14 protein-coding genes are annotated in these 17,575 nt (G+C 68.4%); 3 read left to right on the top strand and 11 right to left on the bottom strand.

Annotated features, from left to right (window positions below):
- Window positions 1–25: 25 nt before the first annotated feature.
- Window positions 26–328 carry a hypothetical protein gene (locus tag ACFOLC_RS02920; protein WP_386757342.1) on the bottom strand — a complete coding sequence of 101 codons (303 nt, stop codon included), beginning with the start codon at window positions 326–328 and terminating at the stop codon, window positions 26–28.
- A 180-nt stretch (window positions 329–508) separates the two neighbouring features.
- Between ACFOLC_RS02920 and ACFOLC_RS02915 the strand changes: the two genes are divergently transcribed.
- Window positions 509–1,570, top strand: a complete 1,062-nt coding sequence (locus tag ACFOLC_RS02915; RefSeq protein WP_386757340.1) for an NADH:flavin oxidoreductase/NADH oxidase — start codon at window positions 509–511, stop codon at window positions 1,568–1,570.
- Window positions 1,571–1,588: 18 nt separating this feature from the next.
- Here ACFOLC_RS02915 and ACFOLC_RS02910 read toward each other — a convergent pair whose 3' ends face one another.
- The 4 genes from ACFOLC_RS02910 to ACFOLC_RS02895 form a co-directional block, all read right to left on the bottom strand.
- A complete protein-coding gene (locus tag ACFOLC_RS02910) occupies window positions 1,589–2,548 on the bottom strand; it encodes an acetyl-CoA carboxylase carboxyltransferase subunit alpha (protein ID WP_386757338.1) in 960 nt (319 codons plus the stop codon).
- 102 nt (window positions 2,549–2,650) lie between these two features.
- A complete protein-coding gene (gene dnaE / locus ACFOLC_RS02905; protein WP_386757336.1) occupies window positions 2,651–6,175 on the bottom strand; it encodes a DNA polymerase III subunit alpha in 3,525 nt (1,174 codons plus the stop codon).
- A 186-nt stretch (window positions 6,176–6,361) separates the two neighbouring features.
- Window positions 6,362–6,994 (bottom strand): hypothetical protein, encoded by a 633-nt coding sequence (locus ACFOLC_RS02900; protein ID WP_386757334.1) that lies wholly within the window; start codon window positions 6,992–6,994, stop codon window positions 6,362–6,364.
- A 243-nt stretch (window positions 6,995–7,237) separates the two neighbouring features.
- A complete protein-coding gene (locus ACFOLC_RS02895) occupies window positions 7,238–7,882 on the bottom strand; it encodes a hypothetical protein (protein WP_386757333.1) in 645 nt (214 codons plus the stop codon).
- 140 nt (window positions 7,883–8,022) lie between these two features.
- Here ACFOLC_RS02895 and ACFOLC_RS02890 point away from each other — a divergent pair, with 140 nt between their 5' ends.
- Window positions 8,023–10,305, top strand: a complete 2,283-nt coding sequence (locus tag ACFOLC_RS02890; protein ID WP_386757331.1) for a winged helix-turn-helix domain-containing protein — start codon at window positions 8,023–8,025, stop codon at window positions 10,303–10,305.
- Between the two features lie 51 nt (window positions 10,306–10,356).
- Window positions 10,357–10,779 carry a hypothetical protein gene (locus ACFOLC_RS02885; protein WP_386757329.1) on the top strand — a complete coding sequence of 141 codons (423 nt, stop codon included), beginning with the start codon at window positions 10,357–10,359 and terminating at the stop codon, window positions 10,777–10,779.
- Between the two features lie 119 nt (window positions 10,780–10,898).
- On the opposite strand, the gene ACFOLC_RS02880 is transcribed toward ACFOLC_RS02885, so the two are convergent.
- The 6 genes from ACFOLC_RS02880 to bamA form a co-directional block, all read right to left on the bottom strand.
- Window positions 10,899–11,528, bottom strand: coding sequence for a ribonuclease HII (locus ACFOLC_RS02880; protein WP_386757327.1), 630 nt, complete (start codon window positions 11,526–11,528; stop codon window positions 10,899–10,901).
- Window positions 11,521–12,708 (bottom strand): lipid-A-disaccharide synthase, encoded by a 1,188-nt coding sequence (gene lpxB / locus ACFOLC_RS02875; protein ID WP_386757326.1) that lies wholly within the window; start codon window positions 12,706–12,708, stop codon window positions 11,521–11,523. The genes ACFOLC_RS02880 and lpxB overlap by 8 nt, the downstream gene beginning before the upstream one ends.
- A 1-nt stretch (window position 12,709) precedes the next feature.
- A complete protein-coding gene (lpxA, locus tag ACFOLC_RS02870) occupies window positions 12,710–13,513 on the bottom strand; it encodes an acyl-ACP--UDP-N-acetylglucosamine O-acyltransferase (protein WP_386757325.1) in 804 nt (267 codons plus the stop codon).
- Window positions 13,514–13,515: 2 nt separating this feature from the next.
- Entirely contained in the window at window positions 13,516–13,971 is a 456-nt protein-coding gene (gene fabZ / locus ACFOLC_RS02865; RefSeq protein WP_386757323.1) for a 3-hydroxyacyl-ACP dehydratase FabZ, read from the bottom strand.
- 100 nt (window positions 13,972–14,071) lie between these two features.
- The gene (gene lpxD / locus ACFOLC_RS02860) at window positions 14,072–15,088 is read right to left on the bottom strand and encodes a UDP-3-O-(3-hydroxymyristoyl)glucosamine N-acyltransferase (RefSeq protein WP_386757321.1); all 1,017 of its coding nucleotides are present in this window, start codon (window positions 15,086–15,088) and stop codon (window positions 14,072–14,074) included.
- Window positions 15,089–15,114: 26 nt separating this feature from the next.
- Window positions 15,115–17,556 (bottom strand): outer membrane protein assembly factor BamA, encoded by a 2,442-nt coding sequence (gene bamA, locus ACFOLC_RS02855; RefSeq protein ID WP_386757319.1) that lies wholly within the window; start codon window positions 17,554–17,556, stop codon window positions 15,115–15,117.
- Between the last annotated feature and the right edge of the window lie 19 nt (window positions 17,557–17,575).

Raw genomic sequence — 17,575 nt, 5'->3', positions numbered from 1 at the left:
CGCGATGCCGCAACGCGCTGCCGGGTTAATCGGTCTCGATGACCAGTCCGCCGACGAACTTCGCGGCGAGGTTGTAGATGAAGGCATGGATGGCGCCGCCGATGAAGCCGAACACGGCGTAGGCGATCGGCAGGACGACGATTGCCATGGCCCCCAGGCCGGTGATCCAGGTCATGCCCGGATCGGCTTGCGCGGCGTGGGCCATGTCGGCCGAGCCGCCGGCCAGCGAGGCCAGGCACAGCAGGATGCCTGCGATCAGGCCGACCACGCCGGCGAGGATGCCGCCGATCTTGGCGGCGGAAAGGACTCCGATGCGACGAATCACCATCTTCTACCCTCCAACCCGGCGACAGGCCGGGCCTGGGCGGATGGTAGCCCGAGGGCACGGCCGACCACCGCAATGCCGCACCGGGCCGGTGGCGATGGAATGCTGCGGCCCACCGGTGGGGCTGTGCCTGCGCGGTTTCGCCCGCAGTATCGGGACAGATAACTTTATGAAGGTAGTGCCGTGTCCCGGCTTTTCGATCCACTGCAGCAGCGTTCGCTGACGCTGCGGAACCGTCTGGTGGTGTCGCCGATGTGCCAGTACTCGGCGGTCGACGGCGTGCCCAACGATTGGCACCTGGTGCACTTGGGCAGCCGTGCGGTCGGTGGCGCCGCCGCGGTGATCGCCGAAGCCAGCGCGGTGTCGGCGCAAGGCCGCATTTCGCCGGCCGACACCGGCCTGTGGAACGATCAACAGGCCGAGGCCTGGGCGCGCATCGCGCGGTTCATCAGCTGTCAGGGGGCGCTGCCGGGCATCCAGCTGGGCCATGCCGGGCGCAAGGCCAGCGTTGCACCGCCGTGGCTCGGCGGCAGTGCGGTGGCGCCCGAGGACGGCGGCTGGACGCCGCTGGCGCCGTCGGCATTGGCTTTCGGCGAAGGCTCGCCAGCGCCCCGTGCACTCACCGGGATCGAACTGAACAACGTCGTCGACGACTTCGCCTGCGCGGCCTGGCGCGCGCTCGCCGCCGGTTTCCGCGTGATCGAGTTGCATGCGGCGCACGGTTACCTGCTGCACCAGTTCCTGTCGCCGTTATCGAACACGCGCCAGGACGATTACGGCGGCGGTTTCGACAACCGCATCCGCCTGTTGCTGGGAGTGATCGATGCGGTGCGCAAGGTCTGGCCGGAGCGACTGCCGCTGTGGCTGCGCCTGTCCGCGACCGACTGGGCGGCGGGCGGTTGGGACATCGAGCAGAGTATCGAGCTGGCGCGCATCGTCGCCATGCGCGGTGTCGACGTGATCGACGTGTCCAGTGGCGGCCTGGTGCCGGGTGTGGAGATTCCGCTGGCGCCGGGCTATCAGGTGCCGTTCTCGGCGCGCATCCGCCGCGAAACCAGTATCGCCACCGGCGCGGTCGGTCTGATCACCGAAGCGGAACAGGCGCAAGGCGTGATCGAACGCGACGAGGCCGACCTGGTGCTGATCGCGCGCGAGCTGCTGCGCGATCCGTACTTCCCGCGCCGCGCCGCCCGCGAACTGGGCGGCGAACTGGTGGCGCCGGAGCAGTACCTGCGCGCGTGGTGAGCGCAGGCGTGCGTGTGCTTACGCTGCCTCGTAGGCGCCGTAGCCGCGCAGGCGCTGGTAGCGACGCTCCAGCAGTTCCGGCATGGGCAGCTGTTCGAGCGTGTCGAGCTCGTTGAGCAGCACGGCCTTCAGACGCGTGGCCATCTGCTTGGGATTGCGGTGCGCGCCGCCGATCGGCTCGCGCACGAGCTTGTCGATCAGGCCCAGGCCGAGCAGGCGCTTGGCGGTCAGGCCGAGTTGTTCGGCGGCGTCGCGGGCCTTGGCCGCGTCCTTCCACAGGATCGAGGCGCAGCCCTCCGGCGAGATCACCGAGTAGGTGCTGTACTCGAGCATCAGCGTGCGGTCGCCGACGCCGATCGCCAGCGCGCCGCCGGAGCCGCCTTCGCCGATCACGGTGCAGATCACCGGGATCTTCAGCTCACTCATTTCCAGCAGGTTGCGGGCGATGGCTTCGGACTGGCCGCGCTCCTCGGCACCGACGCCCGGGTACGCGCCCGGCGTGTCGATGAAGGTCAGCAGCGGCAGCTTGAAGCGCTCGGCCAGCTTCATCAGGCGCAGCGCCTTGCGGTAGCCCTCCGGGCGTGGCATGCCGAAGTTGCGCTTGATCTTGCTCTTGGTGTCGCGGCCCTTCTGGTGGCCGATGATGACCACGCTGCGGCCGTTGATGCGGCCCAGGCCGCCGACGATGGCGGCGTCGTCGGCGTAGGCGCGGTCGCCGGCGAGTTCCTGGAACTCGTCGCAGATCACGCGGATGTAGTCGTTGGTGTACGGGCGGGCCGGGTGACGGGCCAGCTGCGAGACCTGCCACGGGCTCAGGTCGCGGAAGATCTGGGCGGTGCGCAGGCGCAGCTTGTCCTGCAGCGCGTGCACTTCGGCATCGGCATCCACCGCCGAGCCATGGCTGGCATGGCGCAGCTCCTGGATCTTGGCTTCCAGGTCGGCGATGGGCTGCTCGAAATCGAGGTAATTCGGATTCATGCGTGGGCCAGTGGCCGGAAAGGCGCACAGTCTAGCCGAGGGCGGCCGACCATACCGATACGTGCGGTGCGGGTACGGATGAGCCGGTTTTGTGCCTGGAACTCAGTTCGCCCAGGGCTTGCTGAGCGCGACCTTGACCGCGCGCACGCCGGGTTGCGCGCGCAGCGCGCCGGGCAGGTCGGGGTCGATGCGCACCGACTGCAGGCCGTTGAGGTCGAGCATGCCGGCGGCACCCTTGCGCAGCAGCAGGTCCAGGCGCAAGGGCGTCTGCCCGGGCCGGTGCTTGGCCAGCAGGGCGTCGATGCGCTGCCAGGTGCCGGGTTCGCGCAGATCGACCCGCAGTGACAGACGTTGCGCGTGCCTGGCGCAGATCTGCGTGTAATCCCAGCAGCGTTGCGCACGCATCGCGAAGCCGCCACTGAACGAGTCCTCGCGCAGGTTGCCCTGGATCACCAGCAACCGGTCGCGCGCGAGCAGGGCGGCGAACTCGCTGTAGGTCTCGGCGAAGAACGCGCACTCCAGGCGGCCGCGGCCGTCCTCGATCTGCACGAACATCTGGCTGTCGCCTTTCTTGCGTAGGCCGACGACCTGGCCGGCGACAACCGTCTCGACTTCCTGGCGCCAGGTGCCGCGCGCGGGTTCGGGACGGTTTTCCCAGATCTTCTCCAGCCCGCCCAGGTCGCTGCCGATCAGGCCGCGGATCTCCTCGCGGTACGGATCGAACGGATGACCGCTGAGGTAATGGCCAAGCGTCTCGCGCTCGCCGTGGAGGATCTGCGTGAGCGGCCACTCGTCGGTCTCGGGCAGGTCGATGCGCAGCGCCGGCACCGCCGTGTCGAAACCGCCGAACAACGACACCTGGCCGGCTTCGCGCTCACGCGCAAGCTGGTCGGTCGCCTTGAGTACCTCCGGCAACTGCAGCATCAGGCTCGCGCGGTTCTTGCCGAGCTTGTCGAGCGCGCCGGCCTGGGTCAGCGCTTCCAGCGCTCGGCGGTTGAGTTTGCCGCTGTCGACGCGCTTGCTGAAATCCAGCAGGTCGACGAACGGCCCGGCGCGGCGCGCCTCCACGATCGCCTCGCAGGCGCCGCGGCCGACGCCCTTCACCGCACCGATGCCGTAGCGGATGGTGGTGGGGTCCTTGGCCTCGAACATGTACGCCGATTCGTCGACGTCCGGCGGCAGCACGGTCAGGCCCATCACCCGGCATTCGTCGAGGAAGCCGGTGACCTTGTCGGTGTTGTCCATGTCCGAGGACAGCACCGCGGCCATGAACTCGGCGGGGTAATGCACCTTCAGCCAGGCGGTCTGGTAGGCGACCAGCGCGTACGCGGCCGAGTGCGACTTGTTGAAGCCGTACTCGGCGAACTTCTCCATCAGGTCGAAGATCGGGCTGGCGACCTTGGGCTCGATGCCGCGCTGCGCGCAACCGTCCTCGAACTTGGCGCGCTCCTTGGCCATCTCCTCGGGCTTCTTCTTGCCCATCGCGCGACGCAGCATGTCGGCGCCGCCCAGCGTGTAGCCGGCCAGCACCTGGGCGATCTGCATCACCTGTTCCTGGTACACGATGACGCCGTAGGTCGGCCCCAGCACCGGCTCGAGCGAATCGTGCGGGTAGCTGACCTCGGCGTTGCCGTGCTTGCGGTCGACCCAGTCCTTGTCCATTCCCGAGCCCAGTGGACCGGGACGGAACAACGCGGCCAGCGCGATGATGTCCTCGAAGGTGTCGGGCCTGGCGCGCTTGAGCAGCTCGCGCATGCCGCGCGATTCGAACTGGAACACCGCGACCGTGTCGCCGCGCGCGAACAGCTCGTAGCTGGGCTTGTCATCCAACGGCAGCGCGGTGATGTCGAGCGCTGGCTCACCGGCCGCGGCGCGGCGCACGTTGATCGCCTTCACCGCCCAGTCGATGATCGTCAGCGTGCGCAGGCCGAGGAAGTCGAACTTGACCAGGCCGACCGCTTCGACGTCGTCCTTGTCGAACTGCGTGACCGGGTTGCGGCCGCGGCCTTCGCCGTCGTGTTCGGCGAACAGCGGGCAGAAGTCGCTGAGCGGGCTCGGCGCGATCACCACGCCGCCGGCGTGCTTGCCGGCGTTGCGGGTGAGGTCCTCGAGGCTGCGCGCGAGGTCGAGCAGGTCGCGCACGTCCTCTTCGGCGTGGTAGCGCTGGATCAGATCGCTGGAGGCGAGGTTGCCGTCCTTCTTGGCCGCTTCCGATTCGCCGAGCGCGTCGTCGAGGCTGATGCCCAGCGTCATCGGAATGAGCTTGGCGATGCCGTCGACGAAGCCGTACGGGTGGCCGAGCACGCGCCCGGAGTCGCGCACCACCGCCTTGGCCGCCATGGTGCCGTAGGTGATGATCTGGCTGACGCGGTCGCGGCCGTACTTGCGCGCGACGTAGTCGATGACCTCGTCGCGGCGGTCCATGCAGAAGTCGATGTCGAAGTCGGGCATCGACACGCGTTCGGGGTTGAGGAAGCGCTCGAACAGCAGGTCGTACGGCAGCGGGTCCAGGTCGGTGATGCCCAGCGCCCACGCCACCAGCGAGCCGGCACCGGAACCGCGGCCCGGTCCGACCGGGATGCCCTGGCTTTTGCCCCAGTTGATGAAGTCCGCGACGATCAGGAAGTAGCCCGGGAACCCCATCTTGATGATGACGTCGAGCTCGATATCCAGACGCGCGTCGTAGTCCTCGCGGCTCTTGCCCGGTGCCAGCGGTGCCTTTTCCAGGCGCTGGGCCAGGCCCTCGCGCGACTGGTTGCGCAGCCACGACTCGATGGTGTGCTCATTCGGCACCGGGAACGCCGGCAGCGCGTACTCGCCGAGCTTCATCTCGACGTTGCAGCGCATGGCCAGCGCCACCGCGTTGTCGATGGCGTCGGGCACGTCGGCGAAAAGTTCCGCCATCTCCTGCGATGACTTGAGGTACTGCTCGGCGCTGTAGTCCTTGGGCCGCTTGGGGTCGTCGAGCACGCGGCCCGAGGCGATGCACACGCGCGCCTCGTGCGCCTCGAAACCGTCGGCATCGAGGAAGCGCACGTCGTTGCTGGCGATCACCGGGATGCCGCGCGCGGCGGCGGCGTGCAGGGCGAAGGCGTTGAAGGCGTCCTCGCCGTCGCGACCGGTGCGGGTCAGCTCCAGGTGCAGGCGCTCGCCGAACGAGCCGCGCCAGTCGGCCAGCCAGGCCTCGGCGAGTTCGTGGCGGCTGCCGACCGCCAGCCGTCCGGCCAGGCTGTGGCGGCCGACCAGGGCAAACAGGCCGGCGTTGTCCTCGCGCAGCCATTCCGGGCGCAGCGCGACGCCGTCCATGCGATGGCCTTCCATCCACGCACGGCTCAACAGCCGCGACAAGGTCAGGTAGCCGGCGCGGTCGCGGCACAGCAGGGTCATGCGCGACGGCGTCTCGTTGCCGTCGGCCAGGCCGATGTCGGCGCCGATGATCGGCTTGATGCCGGCACCCTCGGCGGTCTTGTAGAACTTGACCGTGGCGAAGAGGTTGTCGATGTCGGTCAGCGCCACGGCCGGCTGGCCGAGCGCGACGCAGCGCTTCACCAGCTCGCCGATGCGGATCGTCGAGTCGGCGAGCGAGTATTCGCTGTGCAGGTGGAGATGAACGAAGCGGGCTGGCATGCCTGTCCTGAGCGCGGTCGAAGCCTGTCGAGCCTGACAAGAAGGCGACGAACGGCAAAACCAAGCCTCAGGGTATCAGTCCCGGCAATGCGTACAAGCCTTGACACTGGCACGTGAGCTTGCGCGTGCGGGTTGTCAGTACGCCATGACAGCAGGCTTGGCGCGCTTGTCGCGGCAACGGGACGCTCAGCTGACCCGGAACAGCGCCAGCGGCAGGTTCCACGGCACGTAGTGGTGTTCGCGGACCCACAGCATGTGCTGCCACAGCGCCAACTCGGCCAGGCGGTCGCGCACCCAGGCGGTGCGGCGCTCGGGGCCGCCGCCGCTCGGTTGCTCGACCTGACGGTAGGCGCAGAAGTCGTGGTAGTCGTCGACCTCATCGGCGAACACCGGCCACGTCAGTTCGATCAGCAGCACGTCGTCAAGCTGGCCCAGCAGCGGCACGCGGTCGGTGATCAGGTCGTCCTCGCGGTCGATGTAGGCGAGCAGCTTGTCGGCGCGGGCGCGGGTGGCGGCATCGCTGTCCCAGTCGGCGTCGGCGAGCATCGCGCGCAGCTCCAGCAGACGCTGCAGGCGCGCGTCGATCACGTCGCGGGCTTCGTCGGTTGGCAGCTTGAGCAGCCAGGCCGCCAGTTGCTGCAGGCGGTCGGTGTCGACACGCGGCGCGTCGGCGTGGATCTCATGCAGCAACTGGTCGAAATGCACCACCGCCGCATCGGCCAGCGGTACTGCGTCGGCGCTGTGGCGGGCAGGCATGCCGCTGTAGAGGTGGTCGAACGGCAACGCTTCCGCGGTGGGGATCGGATGGGGCATACGCATGGCGCACCTCGCTTCCGGCCGGTGGTCGGGCCTCGCGTTCCGGCCGGTGGCACACGCGAGCCTTTCCGCGCTCCATTCCCCTTGGATGCCCTTGCATGATGCGCCCTCGCGCCGGTGTTGTCGCCGGTCGATGGTGGCCGTGACTTGTGGCGCGGTCAGCGTGGTTTCCGGCCGCCATGCAGCGCGAGGCCGCCCTGAGGCGGCCTCGCGAGCATCGGCAACCGCGCAAGCGGTGCGAGTGGGTCAATGGATGCGGAACTGCGGGGCCGCAACCGGCAGGTAGCTGGCTTCGCGTACGTGGCGTTGCTGCGCGGCCAGCACGGCCTCCTCGTAGCGCGCCTGCTCCCAGTCGTCGCGGTTGAAGCCGAACCCGGCCACGCTGCGGCCATACCGCTGCGCTTGCGCTTCGCGCAACCGGCAGAAATCGAGGTAGTCGTCGATTTCCAGCGCCAGTTGCGGCCAGGCCGTCTCGACGACGATGGCATCGTCGAGGCGACCCACCCGGGGCAGCCAGTCGGGGATCAGGTCGTCGTGGCCGCGCGCGTAATCGACCACCCGTTTTGCCGTATCCACGGCACCGTTGACCGGCGTCCATCGCGGGTCGCCGAGCATCCGCCTGGCCGCCGCGATCCGGCGCATGCGTTGGCGGATGCACGGCGGTGCGACCGCGTGGATGCTGCGATCGCACAATTCACGGGCGGCGCTGGCCAACTGGTCGCGGGCCAGAGGCGGCTCCTCCCGGCCAAGGCCGATCAGCAGTTCGTTGAAGCGGTCGACATCGGCAACGGTCAGGTCGAAGCCGCTGATGGTGCGACGACGGCCGGCTCCGGAAAACGGATGTTCGAGGATCGCCGGCAATGGGTTCGAGATGGAAAGAGTGGCGTTCATGGCGTGCTCCGTGGGGGGGCTGGCACCGTTCTTGCGGCGCCGGATCAGGTTCCACCCCCGGTCCACATGAGTCATGATGCCGGCGCGTGCCTTTGCTCATCCTCCGCGCAGGGGGATGAGGTCGCCATGAGGTTTTGCCGATGGATCCGATCAGGATGGCAGGCCAGGGCGGGCCGACGACCGAGAGCTACCGGTTCGACGACATCGTCGTCGACGCGACCGCGCACACGCTGTCGCGGGCGGGCGAGCCGCAGACCGTGGAGCCCAAGGCCTTTGCCGTACTGCTGCTGTTGCTGCGCCGCGCCGGCGAGTTGGTCGGTCGCGACGAGCTGCTCGACACGGTCTGGGGGCACCGCCACGTCACCCCCGGCGTGCTGACCCGGGTCATCGCGCAATTGCGCCACGCCTTGGGCGACGACTCCCAGCACCCGCGCTACATCCAGACCCAGCATGCGCTGGGCTACCGCTTCATCGGCTTGCCCCGGTCCGAACCGGAGCCGATCGCTCCAGCCACCCCGGACGACGCTGAGACGAGCGCCGAGCCGGCTGCGGAGCCGGTTGGCGAGATCGCCGGAGCCGTGGCGGTGCGGCAGTCCGTGCCGCCGGACATGACCGTGGCCGCCAACGAAGCCGACACTGTTGATGAACCGGTAGGCCGACCCGCTGCTGGCGCTGCGGCCGTGCCGGCGGCGCCACTGTCCTTGGCTTCCGCCGACTCGGGCCAGGGCCAGCGTTCCCGGCGCCGCTGGAGCGGGTGGATCGCGACGGCTGTGGTGGTCGTCGTGGCAGCGGTGGCTCTGGTCTTCTGGTGGCAGCGGCAGAATGTGCCGCCCCGGCCGACGGAGGCCTCGATCGCGGTGCTGCCGTTCGCCAGCCTCAGCGCCAACCGCGACGACCGCTACTTCGCCGAAGGGCTGGGGGTGGAAATGCACGATGCCCTGGCCCGGGTGCCGGGGCTCAAGGTGGTCGCCAGCGCCGCCACCGGGGCCGACCGGACGCGCGACCCCAAGGCTCTCGGCAAGGCGCTCGGCGTCGCCACCGTGCTCGATGCCAGCGTACGTCGCGAGGGCGCGCGGGTGCGCATCAACGCGCGCGTGTCCGACAGCGCCACCGGCTTCACGTTGTGGACTCAGAGCTACGACCGCGAGACCGCCGACGTGTTCGCCCTGCAGAGCGAGATTGCCAACGAAGTGGTGCAGGCCCTGCTCGGCGTGCTGCCCGGCGATGGTCAGGCGCTGGCCAAACGGCTGGCGCCGACCCGCAGCATCGCCGCCTACGATGCTTACCTCAAAGGTCTGCACCAGTTGCAGGAGGCCAGCGTCGAGCAGAACCTCGATCGCGCCATCGGCTTCTTCAACCAGGCGCTGGTCGCCGATCCCGCGTTTGCCCGGGCCCAGGCCGGCATCTGCCGGGTCGAGATCGCGCGCTTCGAAGCCGCGCGCGACGCGACCGCTTACGAGCGGGCACGGGCCGCGTGCCTGCGCGCGTCGAGCATGGACCCGGGCCTGCGCGAGGTCAGCCTGGCGATGGGAGAGATGTATCGCGCACGCGGCGAATCAGCCAAGGCGAACGAGCAGTACACCAAGGCGCTCGACGATATCGCATTGCAGCCGGCGGCTTACCTGGGCCTGGCCAGGATGCAGAGCGCACAGGGCCACAACCAGCTGGCGCTGGATTATTTCGAGCGTGCGCGCAAGCTGCGGCCCAAAGACGACACCATCTACCGTGCGTTGGGCCTGCATCAATACACCAACGGTGATCTGGCCAAGGCGATCGAATCGTTCCGCGTCGCCTCGACGCTGCGGCCGGACGACGAGGTGGTCTGGAGCAGTCTCGGTGGCCTGTACCTGGCCAGCGGCGACATCACCCGGGCCAGCGATGCGTTCAAGCGCTCGCTTGAGATCAAGCCGAATTACAGGGCGCTCAGCAATTACGGCACGCTCAAGTACGAAGCCGGCGCATACGCGGAAGCGGCCGCTCTGTTCCGCCATGCCGCCGAGCTCGATCCGGACGACTACCGCGTGTGGGGCAACATCGGCGACGCATTGTCGGCGCTGCCGGCGACCACAGCCCAGGCGGCCGCACCGTACCGTCGCGCCGCGCAGATGGCCGAACGCTACCTGGGTATCCGTTCCGACGACGCGCGTGCACTGGGCCGGCTGTGCTGGTACCAGGCCAATCTCGGCGAAGCGCAGGCGGCGCGGGCGTCGCTCGCCAAGGCCGAGGCAATAGATGCCGAACGCGGCGAGGTGGCCCTGGACGGCGCGCAGGCGCTGGTTTTGCTGGGCGATACCGAAGGCGCGCGCCAGCGGTTGCGCCGGGCGCGTGCCGAAGGCATTCCTGAGCAGCGGATCGTGGCATTGCCGCTGTTGCGACGTTTGCTCGCCACCGACAAGCCGGCGTCAGGAGACGGGGGAGTGTAGCGGTGTAACCACGCCCGCACCGCGGGCACGACCCAGGAGGACGATATGCGGATGGCACCTGTAGTGGTGATGACGCTGTGCTTCGGACTGATCGGCTGCGCGTCATCGTCATCGTCGACGAAACCGTCGGATGGCGACGGCGATTCGTGCAGCAAGCTGATGCGCAAGGGCAACCAGGTCTACATCGACATCGGCTATGCCGGTGACGGCAGGCCTTCGGCGACACCGGACAAGTGCAAGGTCAAGCCGGGAACCCAGATCACCTGGCGCAACCCGGGCGGCGACCTGCGGCCGTTCGAGATCGTCTTCCCGGGTGAGACCCCCGCCGCGACTGTCGATCGCCGGGGCCTGACGGCGCAGATGAGGGACGGGCGTTACAAGGTGGTGATCACGGCCGGCAACAAGACCGGTACGTACAAGTACGGCATCACGGCCAACGGGATTTCGGTCGATCCGGAGATCATCATCCACTGATCATGCCGCTGGCGTACACCGCCGGGCGCCGCACACAGTGCAGTGCCCGGTTCTGCTGCGTACGGAAGCAGGAGAATGCGGTAACCGGTGCGTCTCCGGCGTAACCGGGCCCGGACCAATCAGGCCAGGGCGGAGGCACGCACCGGCGCAAAGCTGCGTCGGTGCTGCGGGCACGGGCCGTGCTGCCGCAACGCTGCCAGGTGCGCCGGCGTGCCGTAGCCCTTGTGCTCGTCGAAGCCGTACTGCGGCCATTGCGCATGCAGCTGCTGCATGTGGCGGTCGCGTGCGACCTTGGCCAGGATCGACGCGGCCATGATCGAGCGGTCGCGGGCGTCGCCACCGACCCAGGCTTCGGCCGGGCAGGGCAGGCCGCGCGGCAGGCGGTTGCCGTCGATGCGGGCCAGGTCGGTCACCGTGCGCACGCCTTCGAGCGCACGGAGCATCCCGCTCATCGTCGCCTGGAAAATGTTGATGCGGTCGATCTCATCGACCTCGATGAACACGACGTGCCAGGCCAGGGCGCGTTCGACGATGCGTTCGTACAGCGCCTCGCGTTTGATCGCGGTGAGTTGCTTGGAGTCGTCGAGACCGTTGACCGGGGTGCGCCCGGGCGCGAACACCACTGCCGCGACCACCACCGGTCCGGCCAGCGGCCCGCGCCCGGCCTCGTCGACGCCGGCAATGCGCTGTGGAGCGCCGGTGCGGCTGTTGTCGAGTTCGAGGGTCAGTTGATCGGCGCCGTCAGCCATGGCCGGACGATACGCCATTGGCCACCGCTTCGGCGGCACGCGCGGACGCGTCGCGACGCAGTTGCAGGTGCAGCTCGCGGAAGCGTGGCTGCAGGGCCGCGGCGGCCTGCGGGTCGCGCAGCCAATGCAGCACGGCGTCGGCCAGTTTTCCCGGCGTGCAGTCGTGCTGCATCAGCTCCGGTACCACGCGCTCGCCGGCCAGCACGTTGGGCAACGCATAGTTGTCGACCTTGAGCAGCCCCAGGCCCTTCACCAGGGTGTAGGTGAGTGGCGCGACCTTGTAGGCGACCACCATCGGTCGCTTGGCTAGCATCGCCTCCAGCGTGGCGGTGCCGGAGGCGAGCAGCACGACATCACTGGCGATCATCAGCGTGCGCGCGTGGCCGACGATCTCGCGCAACGCCGGCGCGAGTGCGGTCGCGTCCGGGTGCGCCGCGAACACGCGCTTGAACGCGGCATGCGCCTGCGGGTTCGCCATCGGCACGACGATCTGCAAACCGGGCTCGACCGCAAGCACGCGCGCGGCCGCGGCCAGGAAGTCGGCACCGAGGCGTTCGATCTCGCCAACGCGCGAACCCGGCAGCAGCGCCAGCACCGGGCGCGTGGCGTCCAGTCCGAGCGCCGCACGCGCAGCCGCGCGGTCGGGCTCCAGGGGCATCTCATCGGCCAGCGGATGGCCGACGAAGCGCGCGTCGACGCCATGGCGGGCGTAGATCGCCGGCTCCATCGGAAACAGGCACAGCACCTGATCGGCGCTGCGGCCGATCTTCTCGGCACGCTTCTCGCGCCAGGCCCACACCGACGGACTGACGTAGTGCACGGTGCGGATGCCGCGTTGCTTGAGCCAGCGCTCGACACCGAGGTTGAAGTCGGGCGCATCGATACCGACGAACACGTCGGGTTGCCAGGCCAGCAGGCGCTTACGCAGGTCGCGGCGCAGTCGCAGCAGCCGTGGCAGGTGACGCAGCACTTCGGCCAGGCCCATCACCGCCAGTTCGGAGGCGTCGTGCCAGGCATCGAGCTCGGCGGCACGCATCTGCTCGCCGCCGATGCCGGCGAACTCGGTGTCGGGATGGCGCTTGCGCAGTTCGTCGATCAGGCCGGCGCCGAGCAGGTCGCCGGAGGCCTCGCCCGCCACCAGCGCGATCCGCAACGGCCGGGCGGTGTGCGCGCGGGACACGTCAGCGCAGCAGCGGCCGGTCGCCGCTGTCGATGAAATCGAGCAGCGCGCGCACGTCGGCGCTGCCGTCGGCGAGTTCGGCCAGCTTGCCGCGGGTTTCCTCCAGCGAGCCGCCGGACATGTACAGCGCCCGGTAGGCACGCTTGATCGCGCCAATGCGCTCGGCGTCGAAACCGCGGCGCTTTAGGCCCTCGCTGTTGATGCCGCGCGGCCGACCGTAGCCGTCCTGCGCGACCATCACGAACGGCGGCACGTCGCCGTTGACCAGCGCCCCCATGCCGATGAAGGCATGCGCGCCGATGCGGCAGAACTGGTGGATGCCGGCAAAGCCGCTGAGGATGACGTGGTCGCCGACGCTGACGTGGCCGGCGAGGGTGGCGTTGTTGGAGAACACACACTGGTTGCCGACGACACAGTCGTGGGCGACGTGGGTGTAGGCCAGGAACCAGTTGTCATCACCGATGCGGGTGATGCCGCCGCCGCTGCCGGTGCCGCGGTTGATGGTGGTGAACTCGCGGAACAGGTTGCGGTCGCCGATGACCAGTTCGACGCGTTCGCCGGCGTACTTCTTGTCCTGCGGCTCGCCTCCGATCGCGCAGTGGCCGATGAAGCGGTTGTCGCGGCCGATCCGGGTCGGGCCGTGCACGCTGCAGTGCGGACCGAAGACCGTGTTGTCACTGACCTCGACCTCGGCGCCGATGTAGCACAACGCCCCCACCTGCACGCCGGCACCGAGTTTGGCGCCGGGTTCGACCACGGCGCTGGCGTGGATGCTGGCGCTGGGATGGATGGACGCGACCGACATATTCAGGCCTTGGCCTCGGCGCAGACGATCTCGGCGCAGGCGACCTGCTCGCCGGCGACACTGGCCACGCCGGTGTAGATCGCCACGTTGCGGATCACGCGCTTGAGGGTGACGTCGAGGTCGAGCCGGTCGCCCGGCACCACCATCTTCGAGAACTTGGCGTTGTCGATCTTGACCAGGTAGAACAGGCGGCCGTCGGCGGTGGTCTGGCTCGACAGCTGGGTCAGCACGCCACCGGCCTGCGCCAGCGCTTCCACCACCAGCACGCCCGGCATCACCGGATGACCGGGGAAGTGGCCCTGGAAATACGGCTCGTTGCAGGTCACGTTCTTGTAGGCAAGCACGCGCTTGTTCGGCTCGAACTCGACCACGCGATCGACCAGCAGGAACGGGTAACGGTGCGGCAGCAGCGTCTGGATCGTGGTGACGTCGAGCGGAAGTTGCACGGTATGGCTCATTTCAATTCCTTGGTGCGAGTCCTTCGCAGACCCCGCACTTCCCTGGTGCGGATTTCCAATAGTTCCTTCGCAGGAGTTGGCCCCTGCGCAGATGCTCGGTTCAAGTATCGCGCGGTCCGGTCGTCCGACGGGCGATCGCATCGAGCTGCTTGAAGCGGGCCGCATTCTTGCGCCAGCTGCGATTGTCCATCAACGGCGTGCCCGAGGAGTATTCGCCGGGCTCGCGGATCGAGCTGGTGACCAGACTCATCGCGGTAACGACGACCTTGTCGCAGATCTCGAGGTGGCCGAGCACGCCGGCGCCGCCGCCGATCAGGCAATAGCGGCCGATCCTGGCGCTGCCCGCGGCCGCCGAGCAGCCGGCCATGGCGCTGTGCGCGCCGATCTGGACGTTGTGGCCGATCTGGATCTGGTTGTCGAGGCGCACGTCTTCCTCGAGCACGGTGTCCTCGATCGCGCCGCGGTCGATGCAGGTGTTGGCGCCGATCTCGCAGTCGTCGCCGATCACCACGCCGCCCAGCTGCGGCACGTTGAGCCAGCGGCCGGCCTCCATCGCCAGGCCGAACCCGGCGGCACCGAGCACGGCGCCGGGATGGACGACGACACGCTGGCCGAGGCGGACGCGGGTGACCAGGGTGACCCGCGCGATCAGTTCGCTGCCGGCGCCGACCACGCAGTCGTCGCCGATCACGCAGCCCGGGCCGAGCACCGCGCCGGCCTCGACGCGACTGCGCGCGCCGATGCTGACGAAGGGGCCGACATGGGCCTGCGGGTCGACCACGGCGCTGTCGGCGATGACGGCGGAGGGGTGCACACCCGGTGCGTACTGCGGCCGCGGCTCGAACAGCGCCGACATCTTCGCGAAGGCGGCATACGGATCACGCGCGAGCAGGGCCGTGCCCTCGAAACCGCTGGCATCGTCCTCGCGCATGACCACCACGCCGGCGCGGCTGGTCGCCAGCTGGCCGCGGTACCGGGGATTGGCCAGGAACGCCAGCTGCGCCGGCCCGGCCTTGGCCAGGGTGCCGACGCCATGCACGCGCACCGCGCCGTCGCCGTGCAGGCCGAGCGCGAAACGCTCGGCCAGCTCCTGTGCGGTGTGGGACGGACGGTCCACGCGTGCGCCGGCCGCGGTCGCCGCGGTCAGAACGTGCCGCCGAAGGTGAACTGCAGGCGCTCCAGCTCGTCCTCGTCTTCCTTCTTGAGCGGGAAGGCGTAGCTGATCGAGATCGGGCCCATCGGCGAGCGCCACATCAGGGCGACACCGGTCGAAGCGCGCAGTTCGTTGGCCTCGAACGCGTCGTAGTCCTTGAACACGTTGCCGACGTCGACGAAGGCCGAGATGCGCGCGGCTGGAGTGTCGAGCAGGGTCGGGAAGTACATTTCCAGCGAGCCGACCGTCTTGAACGCACCGCCGACCGGCTGGCTGAACGGCTCTTCGCGCGGACCCAGGGTGTTGTCGGTGAAACCGCGCACCGAGCGCACACCGCCGGCGTAGAAATTCTCGAAGAACGGCAGTCCGTCGGCGGTAACCGTGCGGATGTAGTCGGCCGAACCCGGCGGGCAGTTGTAGTTGCCCGGTGTCTTGCACAGATCGCGGCTGACGGCATCGCCGTAGCTGTCGCCGTAGCCGAGCTCGGCGCGCGTGTTGAGCACGAAGTGGCGCGAGAACGGCCAGAACTTGGAGATGTTGTACTGCAGCTTGTAGTACTCGACCGTCGAGCCGGGCAGGGTTGTCTCCAGCCAGACGCGCTGCTGCATGCCGCGGGTCGGAGTCAGCAGGTTGTCGAGCGAGTTGCGCGCCCAGCCCAGTTCCGCGCGCCAGGCGTGGAAGGTGCGCTGGTCGAGCGCCAGGATGTAATCGATGATGCTCTGCGGCGTGCTCGACGAGAGGTTGATCTGGTTGCTGTCGATGCCGACCAGGCCCTGGATCGTGTCGGTCTCGGTGATCGGGAAGCCCATCACCACCTGCCCAGCGCCACTGGTCGAGGAGTACTGCGCGGTGTTGTAGTCGGAGTTGTCGAACTCGCGCCACCACAGGTTGTAGCCCAGCGACATGCCGCCGTCGGTGAAGTACGGGTTGATGTAGGAGAAGTCGTAGCGCTGCAGGTAGTCGCTGCGCTGCGCCTGCACCGACACGCGGTTGCCGCTGCCGAGGAAGTTGCTCTGCGACAGCTGGATCTGCGCGGTCAGGCCCGACAGCTGCGAGAAACCGAGGCCGAACACGAAGCTGCCCGAGGTGGTTTCCTTCAGGTTGTAGACCACGTCGACCTGGTCGTTGCTGCCCGGCACCGGCTGCGTCTCGACGTCGACGGTCTCGAAGTAGCCCAGACCCTGCAGACGGATCTTGGAGCGGTCGATCGCCGCCTGCGAATACCAGGAACCTTCGAACTGGCGCATCTCGCGGCGTACCACCTCGTCGCTGGTGCGGCTGTTGCCCTTGAACACGATGCGGCGGACGTTGACGCGCGGGCCCGGCACCACCTGCATGTTGATGCCGACGGTCTTGTTTTCCTTGCCGACGTCGGGAATCGGGTTGACCTGGGCGAAGGCGTAGCCGACGTTGCTCAGGGTCGCAGTGATCGAGTCGGAGCTGATCTCGAGCAAACGCCGCGAGAAGATCTGCTCGGGCTTGACCAGCACCAGCCGCTCGATCTGTTCCTTGGGCAGGATCGTGTCGCCGGTGACCTGCACGCTGGACACCTTGTACTGCTCGCCTTCGGTCACGCCGGCGCTGAGGAACATGTCCTGGCGGTCGGGGCTGATCGAGACCTGGGTCGAGTCGACGCTGAAGTCGACGTAGCCGCGGTCGAGGTACCAGGAGTTGAGCTTTTCCAGGTCACCGGAGAGCTTCTCGCGCGAGTACTGGTCGTCGCGGCGGTACCAGCTGAGCCAGTTGTGCTCGCGCGATTCCCAGGTTTCGAGGATGTCCTTCTGCTCGTATTTCTCGTTGCCGATCAGGTTGATGTGGCGGATCTTGGCCGCCTTGCCTTCCTTGACGTTGATCGTCACGTCGACGCGGTTGCGGTCCAGGCGCGAGACCGTCGGGTTGATCTCGACGTTGTACTTGCCGCGGTTGTTGTACTGGCGGGTGAGTTCCTGGGTGACGCGGTCCAGCGCCAGGCGGTCGAAGGTGTCGCCCTCGGCCAGGCCGGCGTCCTTGAGCCCCTTGAGCAGGTCCTCGGACTTGATGTCCTTGTTGCCGGTCAGGGTCAGCTTGTTGATCGCCGGGCGCTCGGTCACCGTGACCACCAGGATGGTGCCCTGGCGGCCGATGTTGACGTCCTCGAAGAAGCCGGTCTTGTAGAGCGCGCGGATGGCGTCACCGGTGCGCGAGGCATCCACGGTGTCGCCACGCTCGACCGGCAGATACGTGAACACCGTGCCGGCGGAGATGCGCTGCAGGCCGTCGATGCGGATGTCGCTGACGGTGAAGGACCCGGCGGTGTCCGGTGCGGTTCCCGGCGATGCCGCCCCCAACGAGAACGGATCGGCCGACTGCGCCAACGCGGGAGCTGCCGCGGCCGAGGTCAGGGCCGTGGCGAGGGCGAGGGCGAGCAGGCGGCGAGGTGGGGTTCGCGTCATCATTACGTCCGGTTGGGGT

The sequence above is a fragment of the Lysobacter cavernae genome, from assembly GCF_042648505.1.
GTDB lineage: Bacteria > Pseudomonadota > Gammaproteobacteria > Xanthomonadales > Xanthomonadaceae > Lysobacter_L > Lysobacter_L cavernae.
The sequence above is the reverse complement of the archived record's forward strand: the minus strand, read 5'-3'. Positions and strand labels throughout refer to the sequence as shown.